Below are 15,314 nucleotides of genomic sequence, written 5' to 3' on the forward strand. Positions count from 1 at the left end.
TACATTTATAATTCAATATTTTATTTAATAATCTCTTATGGGAAAGTTAAGCTGGAGAGAAAAATACGCAGGCATTCTTGTATTACTGATAGATACAGTTTTTTTGCTGATGCAGGTAGCATCTCTACTGTCTAACACCTCACATCCGTATTCAATTCAAAACGGATCACTGATCATCGATAAAAATGAATTGTATTCTGATATAAGAACCTACTCTATTATTCTTACAGGTATTCTGTCGGGATGGTTGTTGCTTAAAAGTAAAAGAGCGGGCTGGGTTTTAAGTCTTCCCATATTGTTATTTATTACTGCTGTTTTGGGTATAAAAACGGCTGAACAGGCGCTGAAGATTAAAAAGTTCGATAACTCGCTCATAGGCCCGGGCGTTGGTTTGCTGTTGTTGCTGCTGGCAATTCTTTTTTTGTTTTTACCATCGGCCCGGCAAAAATACAGGGTCAGCAAAGGTGTTGTTTTACTGACCCTGTCGTTATTCGCCGCTTTATGCGGCACCTATATTTTCTTACAATAAGTCTTCTTCATTGAACTGATAGCGCTCTTTTATTTTGCGCATCACTTCATCCATCGAAGCGCGGTGGTCGCGTGGGTTCCATTCGCCCCGCTCCCACTTGTCTAATTCCTGGTCGATGTGCTTTTGCTGCAGGTTGGTCATTTTTTCGACCAACTGATCAGAAACTTCTTTTTGCCGTTTATACCAGGTATTCTTTTTCTCGATCATCATCTCCTTATTTTTCCGCATTTCATTTTCAGATGCCGCCATGCTGGTCAGTTCTTCTTTTGCCAGTGCAATATCATAAGGCCCCATCGGCATAATGAGTTTTGAAATGATAGGCCCCACTTCAATCAAAATGATCAGCAGCGATAATAAAAAGCTTGTCCAGAAAACACTGCTTTCTTCCGAAGCCAGATCGGTGAGCGCTTTGTTGCGTTCAAGGAAACCTACGTTTGCCAAAGCAGCAGCTTCGTATTGCGCACGCTTGGCTTCCTGATTGCCCTTTGCTGTAGCCAGTATGCTATCCTGAAGATGAATATTATTGTTTAACTGCTGCAGCTCAGGCGTAGCCTGTTGTGCGCTGGATGTATAGGCATCCATTTTCAACTGTGCAATTTTTTTTACACCACGCACCTGCGAACCGCCTGTACCGTCTGCTTCCTGTACATAAGCCTGTTGGAGCCTGCTCAGATCATCTTCAATAGCCTTTTTGCGGGCATATAATCTGGCGCGTTCTGCTTCGGTCGTTTGCATTAACGCGGTATTTTCTGCCTGCAGTAAACTGTCGTTCAGCTGAATTTTTTTGTGCGTATTCTCAACCATTTTAGTGTTGATTTCCTTTTCAAAAATCTTCAGCTCCAACGGACGCGCAATGGTAAAGCCAATTAAAATGGCCAATGCCATACGCGGCAATGCCATTGATAATTGTTTGCGTGGACTTACACCATATTTGCGCATGGTAGAAACCAGAAAACGGTCGAAATTGAAAATGATGAGGCCCCAGATTATTGCAAAGCCAAGTGTCCAGGCCCAGTTGCCGAATACGCTGTAAATAGCATATCCCGCACTCAGAGCAGCGAGCACAAAGGTGGCCAGAATAACGCCTCCTAATCCGAAATACTTGCTGTGTTCTGAAGGGAATTGTTTTAGAAGTTCCTGATGTGCGCCGGAACACCACCATAAAAAATTAGTGTCTGCCTTTTTACCGGGTCCCCTGCCCGTAAATGCATCATAGGTGTACAAGCCAGTATCAGGCCCTTGCTGATTGTCAGCCATAACCAAACGGTTTGATTAATAGTAATTGTTAAATGAAAAATGCCTTATAGGTGGGTTGAACGGGGTTGGAACGAACACAAATAACGGAAAAAAAATGGTATAAGTGTAAAGGAAAAGTAAAAAGAAATGAAAATGAGGTGTTAATCAGTAAAAATTACATTTTTATAAGGGAAAATTACGAAAATGATTCGTGTTTTAACATTCAAAAGAAACAGTTTCCGGTTTCTGGTTTGTGGTTTGTAGTTCTTTAGGTGAAGCTTGCCGTGTTATTATTATCATGTTGCACTTTTAAGGTGCGGAGTTTACTTATGATTTTCCAAAGCGCGGCAGCAACCACAAACTATAAACCACAAACCTCAAACAATCATAATAATTGCCTTAGCACACATTATTCCCATTATTAATACAACAACCCATCCGGCTACCGTCATCCATACCGGATGCCTGTAGTTACCGGCGATTGTTTTTTTATACGCAGCCATTAGCAGCATGGCCAGCGATACCGGTAATACCAAACCGTTAATGGCGCCGGCTACTACCAGTAATTGAACTGCCCCTTGTTTTAAAAAAGCAAAAACAACGGTACTCAGCAATATAAACAGCGTTGTAGTGATGCGCTGGTATTTTTCGAATAGCGGGTGCAGGGTGCGCAGGAACGAAACAGAGGTATAAGCCGAACCAACTACCGATGTAATGGCCGCGCTCCATAATACCACACCAAAAATTTTATAGCCGGTATCGCCGGCTGCAATCTGAAATACCGATGCTGCAGGATTATTTTTATTCAATACACCGCCGGCTACCACCACTCCCAACGCAGCCATAAATAATAATATACGCATTACTGATGCCAGTAAAATAGCGCTTACACTGCTGCGGGTAACCTGTGGCAATTGTTGTTGTCCTTTTATACCGGCATCGAGCAGCCGATGTGCGCCCGCAAAGCTGATGTACCCTCCTACTGTTCCGCCTACAAGCGTTATAATAGCTGTCGTATTGGTTGTAACGGGCACAAACGAACGATAAACAGCTTCAGCTACCGGGGGGTGCGAACTGATGGCCACATACAGCGTTAAGCCGATCATAACAAAGCCCAGTATGCGGGCAAACCAATCCATGGCTATGCCGGCTTCTTTAAACCAGAATATAAATAAAGCAATAGCTGCACTAACCGATGCACCAATTATGGGGTGCTGCAGGTCATGATCAAAGGGATATACTACATTCATTCCCAGTCCGGCCCCGGCTACATTGCCGATGTTGAATATTAAACCACCTCCTACAATCAGTATGGCCAGCAAATACCCCATGCCCGGTAATAATTTATTCGCCAGGTCCTGGGCCCGCATTTCTGTTACAGCTATAATGCGCCAGATGTTCAATTGGGCTGCTATATCGAGCAATATCGAAACCAGAATTACAAATCCAAAGCTGGTGAGCAACTGCTGTGTGAATACTGTTGTTTGGGTAATAAAACCCGGACCAATGGCCGAAGTGGCCATTAAAAATGCAGCGCCTGTAATTGCTGAGCGGGTAGATGATTTCATGCTGGTTGTTTGGTCAATGGTGAATGGTCAATGGTCAATGGTGAATGGTGAATGGTGAATGGTGAATGGTGAATCGGCAAGCCGTGCCACAGTTTGAAACCGTGGCACGGCTACAGAGCGGCAAACGTGAAACGGCAATCATACGTTACAGGTTTCAGGTTGCAGGTTTCAGGGCTTCAGAAGCAGTTATTCCTGTAACGTGTAACCTGCAACCTGAAACTGGTAACTGGCACCCAGTTAACTTATCAACTTCCTGCTACTTACATCCTACTTCATACTTCTTACCTCTTACTTCCTACTGCCTATTGCCTTTTTTCCCTACTTACTTCTCACTTCAACTTTATTACTCACCAGCTCGTCGTAAATAGCCTGTGCAAACGCCACCGCATGCTCCCCATCGCCGTGAATGCAAATGGTTTCGGCTGTAATAGGCACTTTGTTACCATTGATGGCCGTTACCGTTTGGCTTTGCACCATTTGCAATACCTGTTGCAGGGCCTGTTGCGTATCGCCGATCAATGCGTTGGTGTGTGTGCGGGGCGTTAAATGGCCATCGGGCTGATAGGTTCTGTCGGCAAACACTTCACTGCTGGTTGATAAACCGGCAGAACGGGCCTGCTCAATCAGTTGGCTGCCCGATAATCCGTATAACACCAGGCGCGGATCGTAATCATAAACCGCTTTGCAAATGGCAGCGGCCATTACTTCGTCTCTCGCAGCCATATTATATAATGCTCCATGTGGTTTTACATGGTGCAACCTGCCGTTCATGATCTTTAAAAAAGCATCCAGCGCTCCTATCTGATACAATACAAGATCGTAAATTTTTTCGGGCGGCAACTGCATATTGGTTCTGCCGAAATTATCGCGGTCGGCAAAACCCGGATGCGCTCCTATGGCAACACCTGCCGTTAAAGCGGCTTCAACCAGTTCATGCATCGTATGCGCATCACCTGCATGATAACCGCAGGCAAGATTGATACTGCTTACATATGACAACAACAAACGGTCTTTTTCAATATAGTAATGCCATAGATGGGTGCTTTCACCCATATCACAATTAATATCGATACTTAGCATACGAGGTGATTCAAACGTTCGGTACAGGCACGTTGCAAAATATTCAATTCCTGCTGTTGGGCAATCAGCATTTCTTCGGCCGTTTCGATATCTGTTACAATAAAATTGATGGAGTCGCCGGGCCGTAACTGCGCCAGTTTGGGCAAATGCGCTGAAATAACATGGCCAATGCGCGGATAACCGCCGGTAGTTTGATGATCGGCCATTAGTACGATCAGTTGTCCGTTCGGTAATAACTGTATAGTACCAAAACTAACCCCCGAAGAAATCAGTTCGGTATTTTGCTCCCGGTTAATATCGGTGCCTTTCAGCTGGTAACCCATTCGGTCTGAAAGCGGGTTGATCATGAACTTTTCTTCAGTCAATATTTTTTGCGATTGGCAGGTTATCTGGTTCCATTCATGACCTTTTATAATATATATTTCGTTGGGATGCCGGTAGGTGTTACCGGGAGCAATCTGCCATTTCAATACTTCAAATTCGTGTCCTTCTTTCAGCAAACCGGCAAAATAAATACTGCTTTCTCTGAATGGAATTTCATCGCCTTTTTCGAGTTTGCGGCCGTTGAATCCACCGGCGCCGGCTTTCAGGTGGGTACTATAACTGTTCAGCCATTTAGCGGCGCAAAAGCCGCCGTGTACTGCCAGGTAACACCGCGCGCCATGCTGTAATCCCGGAAAATGCAATACGGCATTTTTTCGTACCACCACGGGATGCCACAGCGGAATACGTTCATCGTTCAGCGTGGCACAAAAATCGGCGCCCGTAATACTGATCATGGCATTTTGTTCGAACAAAAACTGGGCGCCCGGAAAATGGATCTCGATAACAGCCTCCGTAATATCATTCCCTACCAGCATATTGGCTGTTTGCGCAGCATAGCGGTCCATTACCCCACCCGGGTTAATGCCCAGCCGGCCATAGCCATAACGGCCTAAGTCCTGAAGCGTATCGAGTAATCCGGGTTTAATTATAGTAAGAGACATTTGGTTTTTCTTTTTAGTCCCGCTTCGCGGGACATTTTTTTAGCTAAGAGGGTATAGGAGTCGAAAGAGAAAAAAGAGAGTTTTTTATTTCAGCATCCATACAATTTGCCGGCATCTTTAATAATCAGCATCTCTTTTTTCTCCTTTTTCACTTTTATACTCTTAGCCCCACTGCATCCAGGGCGCTGGCGCCCGTTTAAGTACTGTATTTCTCAAACTCCTTCTTTGTTATTGAATAAAACTGCACCCGGTCGCCGGCCTGTAATTTTACCGGTTCGGGTTCATAAGGATCAAATAATTTTAATGGAGTGCGGCCGATGATCTGCCAGCCACCGGGGCTGTTTAAAGGGTAGATACCGGTTTGCGACCCGGCAATGCCAACGCTGCCGGCGGTAACCGGCACAGGGTTTTGCTTTCGTGGTACAGTAATCTGTTCGCTTACCTCGCCCATGTACGAAAAGCCAGGCAAAAACCCTATCATATATACATTATAGGTGCCTGCCGTATGTATATTAATTACCTCGTTTGTAGTAAGCTGTTTCTCCTGCGCCAGGTACTGCAGGTCGGGACTATACGGGGCTTCATAACAAACAGGTATTCTGATGATTTCGCCCCTGTCGTTCACGGCTGTTTGAACAGTCTGCTCAAAGGCCTGCTGTAGCCGGCCGGCAACCCAGTCAAATACAGTTGCGTTTACATGATAATATTTCTTTATAACAAAGGGATTGTAAAGTACCGTGAGCGAGCTGTAGGCAACGAGGCAGTCTTTTATTCCTTCAAAAGGATGTTGCAACAGCCATCGCTGCATAGCCAGTGCTTTTTGATTCAGGTGCTCGCTGATGCAATTACCCATATCGATGGTAATGGCCGAATCGCCCAGAGGGAATATTTGGTATTGGTTGAGCACCTTAACGTATCGCTATAACTGAAGGTAATTTTTTTAATACATAACTGCTCATTCAATCACGGAATCATCTTATTATATTTTTATTTATGTTACAATTTAAGAGTTTGCACTTATCAGGTACATTTTCCCGGACCCGCTTTCGCACAGTCAAATGGTTCTTTTTTAAGGTTTTCCAAACTATGAAAAAATACTAAAAATAAGGTGCCATCATAAAAAAATAACCGACATTTTGGCTTTTTACACATTCGGCCGGTAAGTACCAATTTGTTGTTTTCGTAGTTATACATTAAACTTGCACGCGGACAAAAGGCCATTTTTGCGGGCTTTGAAGCCAAAATTCAACAAAATTAGGCGTTGATTTTTAATGAAATAGATAGTTGTTGACCCCACAAAATGGGGTTATGCAACCTGATTTACGATCGCAGCAGAAGATCGTAAAATGTGATATTAACCATTTAAAGAACCTATGGCGAAGAATTTATTAATAGTAGAGTCTCCTGCGAAAGCCAAAACCATCGAAAAGATCTTAGGGAAAGATTTCGAGGTGAAAAGTTGTTTCGGACATATCCGTGACCTTGAAAAGGAAGAAATGGGCATTGATATTAAAAACGGCTATAAACCACGTTACATAGTACCCGACGAAAAGGAAAAGGTTGTGAGGGAACTAAAATCAATTGCCAAAAAATCTGACGAAGTGTGGCTGGCAACGGATGAGGACCGTGAAGGAGAAGCGATCAGCTGGCATTTGTGCGAAGTGCTCGGGCTTGATCCGGCGACTACCAAACGCATTGTTTTTCATGAAATTACAAAACCAGCCATTCAAAAGGCCGTAACCAGTCCGCGTACGGTCGACATGAACCTGGTAAATGCCCAGCAGGCCCGCCGCATACTCGACCGCATTGTGGGTTTTGAGCTGAGCCCTGTTCTGTGGCGCAAAATAAGCACCCGCAATAACCTCAGCGCCGGGCGTGTGCAAAGCGTGGCCGTTCGCCTGATCGCCGAACGCGAACGCGAGATCAACGCCTTTGTATCGACCAGCACCTTTAAAATTGAAGCTAATTTTACGGCGAACGATGTAAGCGGTAAACCCGTAACATTCCTGGCTGAAGGCAAAAAATACGATGCCGCCGAAGATGCCGAAAAATTTCTGCAATCGTGCATCGGCGCTAAGTACCGGGTTGCCGACATACAGGTTCGCCCCGGTAAAAAATCACCGGCCGCCCCGTTCACCACTTCTACCCTGCAACAGGAAGCATCGCGTAAACTGGGTTATTCGGTAAGAACCACCATGAGCCTGGCCCAGCAACTGTACGAAAGCGGTAAAATAACCTACATGCGTACCGACAGCGTAAACCTGAGCGATACCGCTATGGGCGACATCAGGAACCAGGTTACCGGTCAGTACGGCAACAAATATTATCAGCCCCGTAAATACAAAAACAAGAACGAATCGGCCCAGGAAGCGCACGAAGCCATACGGCCTACCTATATGGAAAACAGCACCATTGACGATGCTGATTTACGCCGTTTGTATGAACTGATCTGGAAACGCACCATGGCCAGCCAGATGGCCGACGCTGAACTGGAAAGAACAACAGCTAAAATTGAAATTTCTACCAATAAAGAAGAACTGACCGCCACCGGTGAAGTGTTGAAGTTCGACGGCTTTTTAAAAGTATATCGCGAAGACCGGGATGAAGAAGATATTTCGGAAGACGAACAGCAGGAAGGCATGCTGCCGCCGTTAACGGTGAACCAGGCGCTTCCGCTGAACCAGATGAAGGCTATTGAACGCTTCAGCCGTGCTTCGCCCCGCTATACGGAGGCATCGCTGGTTAAAAAGCTCGAAGAGCTGGGTATCGGCCGGCCTTCGACCTACGCTCCTACCATAACTACCATTATTACCCGTGGATACGTTGAAAAGCGCGATAAAGAGCCAATCAAACGCGACTTCCGTATCATGACGTTAAAGAACGACCAGATATCTAAAGTAACCGAACAGGAGAATACCGGGGCCGAAAAATCCAAGCTGTTTCCAAGCGATCTGGGTTTGGTAGTGACCGACTTTCTGAAACAGTATTTCGACGATATCATGGACTACGGGTTCACCGCCCGTATCGAAAACGAATTTGATGAAGTGGCCGCCGGCAAACTGAAGTGGAACAGTATGATCGACGATTTTTATATCCCCTTCAAAAAAGACGTTGATAATACCATTGAAAAAGCCGAACGCATAAAAGGCGAACGCGAACTGGGTATCGATTCGCAAAGCGGCAAAAAAGTGGTTGCCCGCATGGCGCGCTTTGGGCCGGTTGTAGCATTAATTGGCGATAATGAAGATGAAAAACCACGATTTGCCGGTTTAAGAAAAGGCCAGAGCATTGAAACCATCACCTTCGATGAAGCGATGAAATTGTTTGAGCTGCCAAAATCACTGGGTGAGCTCGAAGGACAGGAAATTTCAGTAAACCTCGGCAGGTTCGGTCCATATATCAAATTCGGCGAGCAGAATATTTCCATGCCACGCGGCGAAGATCCGTTTGAGCTGACCATGGAAAGAGCGCTGGAGCTGATCAAAGAAAAAGAAAAAGCCGATGCGCCTATCGGGTATTTCGACGCCAAACCCGTTACCAAAGGTACCGGCCGCTTTGGTCCGTTTATTAAGTGGAACGATATGTACATCAACGTACCCAAACGGTACAATTTTGAGGGGTTGAAACAGAGTGACCTGAATGAACTGATCGAAGCCAAAATCAAAAAAGAAGAAAACCGGTATATACAACAATGGGCCGATGAAAAGATTTCGATTGAAAATGGCCGTTGGGGCCCATATATACGCTTCGGCAAAAAAATGCTGAAGCTGCACAGAAAGGCCGATGATACCAAATACACGGCAGAAGAGCTGACCACGGTTCCGTTGGATGACATCAAAAAAATGATCGAGATCCAGGTACCGAATGCCTTTGCCAAAGCAGCCAAAGCTGCGGCAAAAAAAGCCCCGGCTAAAAAAGCGGCTAAGAAGGCGGCGCCCAAAAAGAAATCGAAATAAGAACATGGCAGCAGTGTATAAAAATATGTAATCACTTATATAATTTTTAATCCCGCTAAAAAGCGGGATTTTATTTTGTAGAGGTAACACTACTTAAAAAAGGAAAACCATTAGCAGGAGTTATTGGTTTTACTTATTATTTACAAATTGCGGTTACGCTTATCATTACGCATGCTTACGCTCAAATACCATTTAACAGAGGAAGAATATTTCGAGTACAATTATTATACGGCCTGGGGCGCACCCGATAAAAAGGCCTACCGTATACGGTATTACCTGCGGGTATTTGCCTTATATGCAGCCATCGCCGGTTTGTATATTTTCAGCAAACACACTGAACAGATTTTTATCGACTTTATCATATTCGGCGTTATAGCCACAGTATATTTTTTACTGGTGCCTTTTCTTATAAAAAGATCTATTCGGCGACGGGTAAGAACCATACTTACGCAAGCTGAAAACAAGCATATACTTGAAGAGGCAGAAGTAGTTCTTATGGATACCGGCATAGTAGATAAAGACAATGCATCTGAAAGTAAATATGCCTGGGAAGCCATTGTAAAAAAGGCTGAAACTCCCACCAGTTATTACTTGTATACGAATTCGTATCACGCAATCGTTATACCAAAGCGGTTGCTTGTTTTAACAAACGACAGGAAGGAATTGGAAAGATTATTTAATCAATATTTGCCCTTAAGTTCGGAGTTCCCCACAAAGTGAAGTAATTTGTGGAAAAGATTTTTATTGAAAATGTTTACAAGTTCCCGAAATTGACATTGGTTAAACGGCATGAATAGTAGCATCAAAATGGAAGAAAACAAAGAAATATCGGCATTATTCCATTTAATTGACGATCCCGATGAAGAGGTCTTCAATGTAGTGTCTACCCGCATCATCGACTTTGGAAAGGGAATTATTCCCAACCTTGAAAATCTGTGGGAGAATACTATCAGTGAAGATGTGCAGGAGCGGATAGAACTGTTGATCCACCGCTTGCATTACCGCGATCTTACCGAGGAACTGATACAATGGAATAACAATATACACCAGGATCTGCTTACCGGCTCATTACTGGTATCGCGTTTTCAATATCCCGATCTGACTACCTCACAGGTATACCAGGATATTGAAAAGCTCCGGCGCAACATCTGGCTCGAACTGAACAGTTATCTTACTCCGCTCGAGCAGGTAAATGTGCTGACCAGCATTTTATACAACTATTTCAATTTGCGCGGTGTTGAAATAGGGTATCAGCATCCTGAAGAATTTCTTATCAATAAGCAACTCGAAGCCAAACGCGGCAATACCATTGCCAATGGTATTTTGTACCTGATTCTGGCCGAGCTGCTCGATGTACCCATCAGGGCCATCAATATCCCCCACCAGTTTGTACTGGGATATTTTAAAACCGATTACGACTTTACCCGCCACGTTGAAAATCCGCTGTATAAAACCGAGTTCTTTATTGATCCCATGAGCGGACAGGTATTTACACATAAAGACGTTGAGAATTATTTCAAGCGCATCAATGTGCCGCCGGCGGCTTCTTACTTTAAACAGCTTTCGAATAAACGGGTAATTCAATTTCTGCTCGAAGAATTCAGCAAGTGTTTTACCACCGAAAAGAACAACTATAAGCAAAAGGAATTGTTGTCGCTGGCTGAACTGATTACGGAGAATGGACAACAAAAAGACTAAGAATATCGGACTTTAAATAATGAATGTCGAATGACGAAGTGAAAACAACTTCGAAATTCGACATTTTTCATTCGTTATTCAATATTTCTAAAAACCCAGCTTCCAACCCTCGCGGTACTCCCTTTTCACAAACTGATTGGCTTCCTCGAAATTGGTGATCTTCATATTTTTTGCATCCCACAGCAAACGTTTTCTGCCGGGGTATTTGTCGGCCCCTTTGGCGCTGGCATTCTTCATCATAAAGCTTCTGATGGCCAGGTTGCCGATCAGAATGCTTTCGGTAAACGGTCCGGCAAAATCGAACGGCGAACTGGTTTGTCCTTTTCCATACCCATCGATACAGGCGTTTACCCATTGAATATAATGACCTTCAGGAACGCGTTTGATCGTTTCGGCAGGCAAAGTTTCTTTCATCAGCCGGGTTGGCAACAACCGGGGATTGGCGCCATAACAATCGGCCATGATCTTTCCTTTGGTTCCTTCAAAGATCACTCCCCCATCCCAGTTACCCATCATTTCATCGGGCAGCAATTCATCGGGTCTTTCGGGTTGCAGACCACCATCATGCCATGATACCTTAATAGTTCCCTTACCGTCTTTACGCGGATAACTTAAGTGTATGATCGAAGAAGGCGGACAGCTGTCGGGGTTCGCCGTATCATTCCACATTTCTTTATAAATAGTGGCCACGCTGCATTCTACCGATGTGGGATAATCTATAGGAAGTATGCGGAACACAGGGTCCATGATATGGCAGGCCATATCGCCCAGAGCACCGGTGCCAAATGCCCACCAGCCACGCCAGTTAAAAGGCAAATAAGCAGGATTATAATCGATTTTTTTTGCAGGGCCTAACCACAGGTCCCAGTCAACTTCTTTTGGTACTTCAAAAGTTCCGGTGGGTGTGGGAATCCCCTGCGGCCATACGGGCCGGTTCGTCCAGCAATGTACCGTATGCACCTCGCCAACCATGCCGGCATCAACTATTTCTTTCATTTTACGCACGCCGTCGCCCGAACCTCCCTGGTTGCCCATTTGGGTAACCACCTTATAGCGTTTAGCCGCTTCGGTAAGGGTGCGGGCTTCAAAAATGTCGTGCGTTAACGGTTTTTGTACATACACATGCTTGCCCAGCTGCATGGCAGCCAGTGCGGCTACGGCGTGGGTGTTATCGGGTGTAGATATAGAACAGGCATCGATATTCTTTTTTTCCTTGTCGAGCATCTCACGGAAATCCTTATAGTATCTGGCATTCGGAAAGTTTTTGCGTGAGGTAACGGCCTGGCGATCGTCAACATCACACAAAGCCACAATGTTTACTTTCGGACTCTTGGCAAATTCGGCAAGATCGCTTTGTCCTTTTCCGCCAGCACCTATTCCGGCGATATTTAATTTATCACTGGGTGCAATAAAGCCCCTGCCCAATACATGCCTCGGAACAATAAAAAATCCAGCAGCAGCCAGCGATGTATTTTTCAGGAATTCACGGCGTGATCGGTTGTTTTTTTTGTCCTTCTTCATATTGATAAGCATAAGTTTTAGTGGACTGAAAGTAGAGTAAATAATCGATTTAGCAAATTAAATTACGTTAATCTCTTTGTTACGAAAGAGTTATTTACATAAACGGCAGGCTGCAAAAACCGGCAAGCGTGAGAGCCATCAGGGACATTATGTTGGTAGAAAGAAAATGCTGGCACAGACATGTCCCGTAGGGACGGAACATTAGGTTCATAAAATTTGAGAAATGAATGAATCTAATCATAAAAATCGATCATTCATTTGGGGGCATCAGATCTCGTCCCTACGGGACCCTATTTAAAACCATGTCGTTTTTTCTACCAACATTTAATGCCTAACGGCATATTGGAACAACCTATTCACTATTGACGATTAACATTCCCCAACTTATTACTTATTACTTACAACTTACCGCTTGCCGCTACAGCTCCAGTTTCCAGGTACCCCTGTAATTCCTTTTTACAAAATCATTGGCACCTTCGAAATTAGCGATGCGCATATTAGCGCCATCCCATAGCAGTTTTTTGCGGCCGGGAAAATTATTGCCTTCTTTAATATTGTAGCTTCTTACGGCCAGGTTGCCCATCAATACCGTTTCGGTTAAAGGGCCGGCCATTTCAAAAGGCGAGCTGGTATAAGCGCCATATCCTTTTTTACAGGCCTGCACCCATTGCTGCTGATGGCCTTCGGAACCTTTTTCAACAAAGGGAAATTTCGATTTGGGCAGTTTGGCTTCTTTCATTTTTTGCGTAGGTAATAAGGTAGCATTGCGGCCAAACAACCCTGCCACCAGTTTGCCCTTTTTGCCTTCGAACAAAATGCCCCCATCCTTCTCGGCAAAGGGTTCATCGGGCAACAGCTCAGCCGGACGCTCGGGTTTTATACCTCCATCGTACCAGATCAGTTCAACCGGCGGCATTTTATCACGGGCAGGAAATTGAATATGAATTTTTGCAGAAGGCGGATAGCTGTCGGTATAAAATACTTCTTTAAAAAAACCGGTATAAACCGAGGTAACGCTGCATTCTACCGATATGGGATACCCTAATTTCAATGCCCTGAACGGTACATCCATAAAATGACAGCCCATATCGCCCAGTGAACCGGTGCCAAAATCAACCCATCCGCGCCAGGTGGCGGGCAAATAAGCCGGATTAAAATCGCGTTGCGGCGCGGTGCCCAGCCAAAGGTCCCAGTCAACTTCTTTCGGCACTTCAAACTGACCGGTAGGCGTAGGAATACCCTGCGGCCATACTGGCCGGTTCGTCCATACATGCACTGTATGCACGGGACCAATTACGCCTTCCTGAATCCAGGTTTCAACGTTGCGCGTATCATCACCGCTGCTGCCCTGGTTACCCATTTGCGTAACCACTTTATATTTTTGCGCGGCCTGCGTTAATATGCGTGCTTCATAAATATCGTGTGTTAATGGTTTTTCGAGGTAAATATGTTTGCCCAGCTGCATGGCAGCCAAAGCCTGAACGGCATGCATATGATCGGGCGTGGTAACAATTACTGCATCGATGTGTTTTTGTTCTTTATCGAGCATTTCGCGGTAATCGCGGTAGTAAGGGGCATCGGGCCATTTTTTGCGGGCGCCAACCGCCATACGGTCATCCACATCGCACAGGGCCACTATATTTTCGGCTCCGTTGTTAAAGGCATATGGCAAATTCACACCGGCCTTACCGCCGGTTCCTATGCCGGCAATGTTCAGCTTATCGCTCGGGGCAGTATAACCGCGTCCCAGCACATGGCGGGGCACTATGAAAAAGCTGCCGGCTGCCAATGAAGTATTTTTAATAAAGCTGCGCCGGCTGAGGTTGCGTTTAGTTGAGGGCATATCGTTAGGTTAAGGTATGGTTGAAAAGTTGATCAGTTGACAAGTTGAAAAGTTGACCAGTTAACAAGTTAACCTGTTAACTGGTCAACGAATTACTTACGATAATGAAGCATCCAAAGTAATTTCCATATTCAGCGCCTTGCTAACAGGGCAGTTCAGCTTGGCATCTTCGGCGCACTCTTTAAATTTTTCAGCACTGATGCCGGGTATGCTTGCTTTTAAAACGAGGTTCGAACTTTTTATCACACCGTCTTCCAGTGTAATCGTTGAAGTTACTTCCAGTGAATCGGGGGTAAATCCGGCTCCGCCTAAAACAAAGCTCAGCTTCATGGCAAAGCATCCTGAGTGGGCAGCAGCAATCAGTTCTTCGGGATTGGTACCTACTCCTTCTTCAAAACGTGATTTGTACGAATACTGCGTGTTCTTTAATGTTGTGCTTTGTGTAGTTAAATGTCCGTTTCCTTCTTTTCCAGAGCCGTTCCAAACGGCAGTAGCTGTACGTTTCATTGTAATTGGGATTTATTTTTGAAAAAAATTAATAAGCATGCTCATCAACTGGAATGATTTTGAAAAAATAGATATCAGGGTCGGAACAATCACGGAAGTTAATGATTTTCCCAAAGCCAAAAACCCGGCATATCAAATTGCCATCGATTTCGGGGAGTTGGGTATTAAAAAATCCTCGGCGCAAATAACTAAATTATATAATAAGGAGGAACTGTTAGGTAAACAAATTGTTGCCATTGTTAATTTCCCGCCCAAACAGATTGTCAATTTTTTCAGTGAGTGCCTGGTGCTGGGCATATACACTGATAAAAAAGAAGTAGTTTTACTGGCGCCCGATCGCCCTGTACAAAACGGCTGGAAGATAGGCTGATTGGTTTTCAGTTATCAAAA

General features: G+C 44.7%; 13 protein-coding genes. 5 read left to right on the forward strand and 8 right to left on the reverse strand.

The annotated features are described in order from the left end of the window. The first annotated feature begins 37 nt into the window (after positions 1 to 37). The gene (locus AC59IL_RS31410) at positions 38 to 529 is read left to right on the forward strand and encodes a hypothetical protein (RefSeq protein WP_496556211.1); all 492 of its coding nucleotides are present in this window, start codon (positions 38 to 40) and stop codon (positions 527 to 529) included. Here AC59IL_RS31410 and AC59IL_RS31415 read toward each other — a convergent pair. The 5 genes from AC59IL_RS31415 to pxpB all read right to left on the reverse strand — a co-directional run bounded on the left by AC59IL_RS31415 (position 521) and on the right by pxpB (position 6,306). Beyond that, positions 521 to 1,786 (reverse strand): DUF4407 domain-containing protein, encoded by a 1,266-nt coding sequence (locus AC59IL_RS31415; protein ID WP_496556212.1) that lies wholly within the window; start codon positions 1,784 to 1,786, stop codon positions 521 to 523. The genes AC59IL_RS31410 and AC59IL_RS31415 overlap by 9 nt on opposite strands. 356 nt (positions 1,787 to 2,142) lie before the next feature. After that, a complete protein-coding gene (locus AC59IL_RS31420) occupies positions 2,143 to 3,333 on the reverse strand; it encodes an NRAMP family divalent metal transporter (protein WP_496556213.1) in 1,191 nt (396 codons plus the stop codon). A gap of 318 nt (positions 3,334 to 3,651) precedes the next feature. Further along, a complete protein-coding gene (locus AC59IL_RS31425; RefSeq protein WP_496556214.1) occupies positions 3,652 to 4,413 on the reverse strand; it encodes a 5-oxoprolinase subunit PxpA in 762 nt (253 codons plus the stop codon). Continuing rightward, complete coding sequence (locus tag AC59IL_RS31430) at positions 4,407 to 5,399, reverse strand: 5-oxoprolinase subunit C family protein (RefSeq protein WP_496556215.1); 993 nt, start codon at positions 5,397 to 5,399, stop codon at positions 4,407 to 4,409. Before AC59IL_RS31430 ends, AC59IL_RS31425 begins: the two co-directional genes overlap by 7 nt. A gap of 196 nt (positions 5,400 to 5,595) precedes the next feature. After that, the gene (gene pxpB / locus AC59IL_RS31435) at positions 5,596 to 6,306 is read right to left on the reverse strand and encodes a 5-oxoprolinase subunit PxpB (protein ID WP_496556216.1); all 711 of its coding nucleotides are present in this window, start codon (positions 6,304 to 6,306) and stop codon (positions 5,596 to 5,598) included. A gap of 466 nt (positions 6,307 to 6,772) precedes the next feature. Here pxpB and topA point away from each other — a divergent pair, with 466 nt between their 5' ends. The 3 genes from topA to AC59IL_RS31450 all read left to right on the forward strand — a co-directional run bounded on the left by topA (position 6,773) and on the right by AC59IL_RS31450 (position 11,053). Beyond that, entirely contained in the window at positions 6,773 to 9,355 is a 2,583-nt protein-coding gene (gene topA / locus AC59IL_RS31440) for a type I DNA topoisomerase (protein ID WP_496556217.1), read from the forward strand. Between the two features lie 171 nt (positions 9,356 to 9,526). After that, the gene (locus AC59IL_RS31445; protein ID WP_496556218.1) at positions 9,527 to 10,075 is read left to right on the forward strand and encodes a YcxB family protein; all 549 of its coding nucleotides are present in this window, start codon (positions 9,527 to 9,529) and stop codon (positions 10,073 to 10,075) included. Between the two features lie 69 nt (positions 10,076 to 10,144). Then, a complete protein-coding gene (locus tag AC59IL_RS31450; RefSeq protein WP_496556219.1) occupies positions 10,145 to 11,053 on the forward strand; it encodes a transglutaminase family protein in 909 nt (302 codons plus the stop codon). Between the two features lie 87 nt (positions 11,054 to 11,140). Here AC59IL_RS31450 and AC59IL_RS31455 read toward each other — a convergent pair whose 3' ends face one another. The 3 genes from AC59IL_RS31455 to AC59IL_RS31465 form a co-directional block, all read right to left on the reverse strand. After that, positions 11,141 to 12,574, reverse strand: a complete 1,434-nt coding sequence (locus AC59IL_RS31455; protein WP_496556220.1) for a Gfo/Idh/MocA family protein — start codon at positions 12,572 to 12,574, stop codon at positions 11,141 to 11,143. Between the two features lie 418 nt (positions 12,575 to 12,992). Continuing rightward, positions 12,993 to 14,417 (reverse strand): Gfo/Idh/MocA family oxidoreductase, encoded by a 1,425-nt coding sequence (locus AC59IL_RS31460; protein ID WP_496556221.1) that lies wholly within the window; start codon positions 14,415 to 14,417, stop codon positions 12,993 to 12,995. A 96-nt stretch (positions 14,418 to 14,513) separates the two neighbouring features. Then, the gene (locus tag AC59IL_RS31465; protein ID WP_496556222.1) at positions 14,514 to 14,924 is read right to left on the reverse strand and encodes an OsmC family protein; all 411 of its coding nucleotides are present in this window, start codon (positions 14,922 to 14,924) and stop codon (positions 14,514 to 14,516) included. A gap of 37 nt (positions 14,925 to 14,961) precedes the next feature. Between AC59IL_RS31465 and AC59IL_RS31470 the strand changes: the two genes are divergently transcribed. Then, positions 14,962 to 15,294, forward strand: coding sequence for a tRNA-binding protein (locus AC59IL_RS31470; protein ID WP_496556223.1), 333 nt, complete (start codon positions 14,962 to 14,964; stop codon positions 15,292 to 15,294). Positions 15,295 to 15,314: the final 20 nt, after the last annotated feature.

It is taken from the genome of Niastella sp. sgz303648 (assembly GCF_059587045.1).

Excerpts from the sequence above, each read along its gene's own strand:
- AC59IL_RS31410 (WP_496556211.1), top strand. The coding sequence starts at position 38 with ATGGGAAAGTTAAGCTGGAGAGAAAAATACGCAGGCATTCTTGTATTA.
- AC59IL_RS31415 (WP_496556212.1), bottom strand. The coding sequence starts at position 1,786 with ATGGCTGACAATCAGCAAGGGCCTGATACTGGCTTGTACACCTATGAT.
- AC59IL_RS31420 (WP_496556213.1), bottom strand. The coding sequence starts at position 3,333 with ATGAAATCATCTACCCGCTCAGCAATTACAGGCGCTGCATTTTTAATG.
- AC59IL_RS31425 (WP_496556214.1), bottom strand. The coding sequence starts at position 4,413 with ATGCTAAGTATCGATATTAATTGTGATATGGGTGAAAGCACCCATCTA.
- AC59IL_RS31430 (WP_496556215.1), bottom strand. The coding sequence starts at position 5,399 with ATGTCTCTTACTATAATTAAACCCGGATTACTCGATACGCTTCAGGAC.
- topA (WP_496556217.1), top strand. The coding sequence starts at position 6,773 with ATGGCGAAGAATTTATTAATAGTAGAGTCTCCTGCGAAAGCCAAAACC.
- AC59IL_RS31445 (WP_496556218.1), top strand. The coding sequence starts at position 9,527 with ATGCTTACGCTCAAATACCATTTAACAGAGGAAGAATATTTCGAGTAC.
- AC59IL_RS31450 (WP_496556219.1), top strand. The coding sequence starts at position 10,145 with ATGAATAGTAGCATCAAAATGGAAGAAAACAAAGAAATATCGGCATTA.
- AC59IL_RS31455 (WP_496556220.1), bottom strand. The coding sequence starts at position 12,574 with ATGAAGAAGGACAAAAAAAACAACCGATCACGCCGTGAATTCCTGAAA.
- AC59IL_RS31460 (WP_496556221.1), bottom strand. The coding sequence starts at position 14,417 with ATGCCCTCAACTAAACGCAACCTCAGCCGGCGCAGCTTTATTAAAAAT.
- AC59IL_RS31465 (WP_496556222.1), bottom strand. The coding sequence starts at position 14,924 with ATGAAACGTACAGCTACTGCCGTTTGGAACGGCTCTGGAAAAGAAGGA.
- AC59IL_RS31470 (WP_496556223.1), top strand. The coding sequence starts at position 14,962 with ATGCTCATCAACTGGAATGATTTTGAAAAAATAGATATCAGGGTCGGA.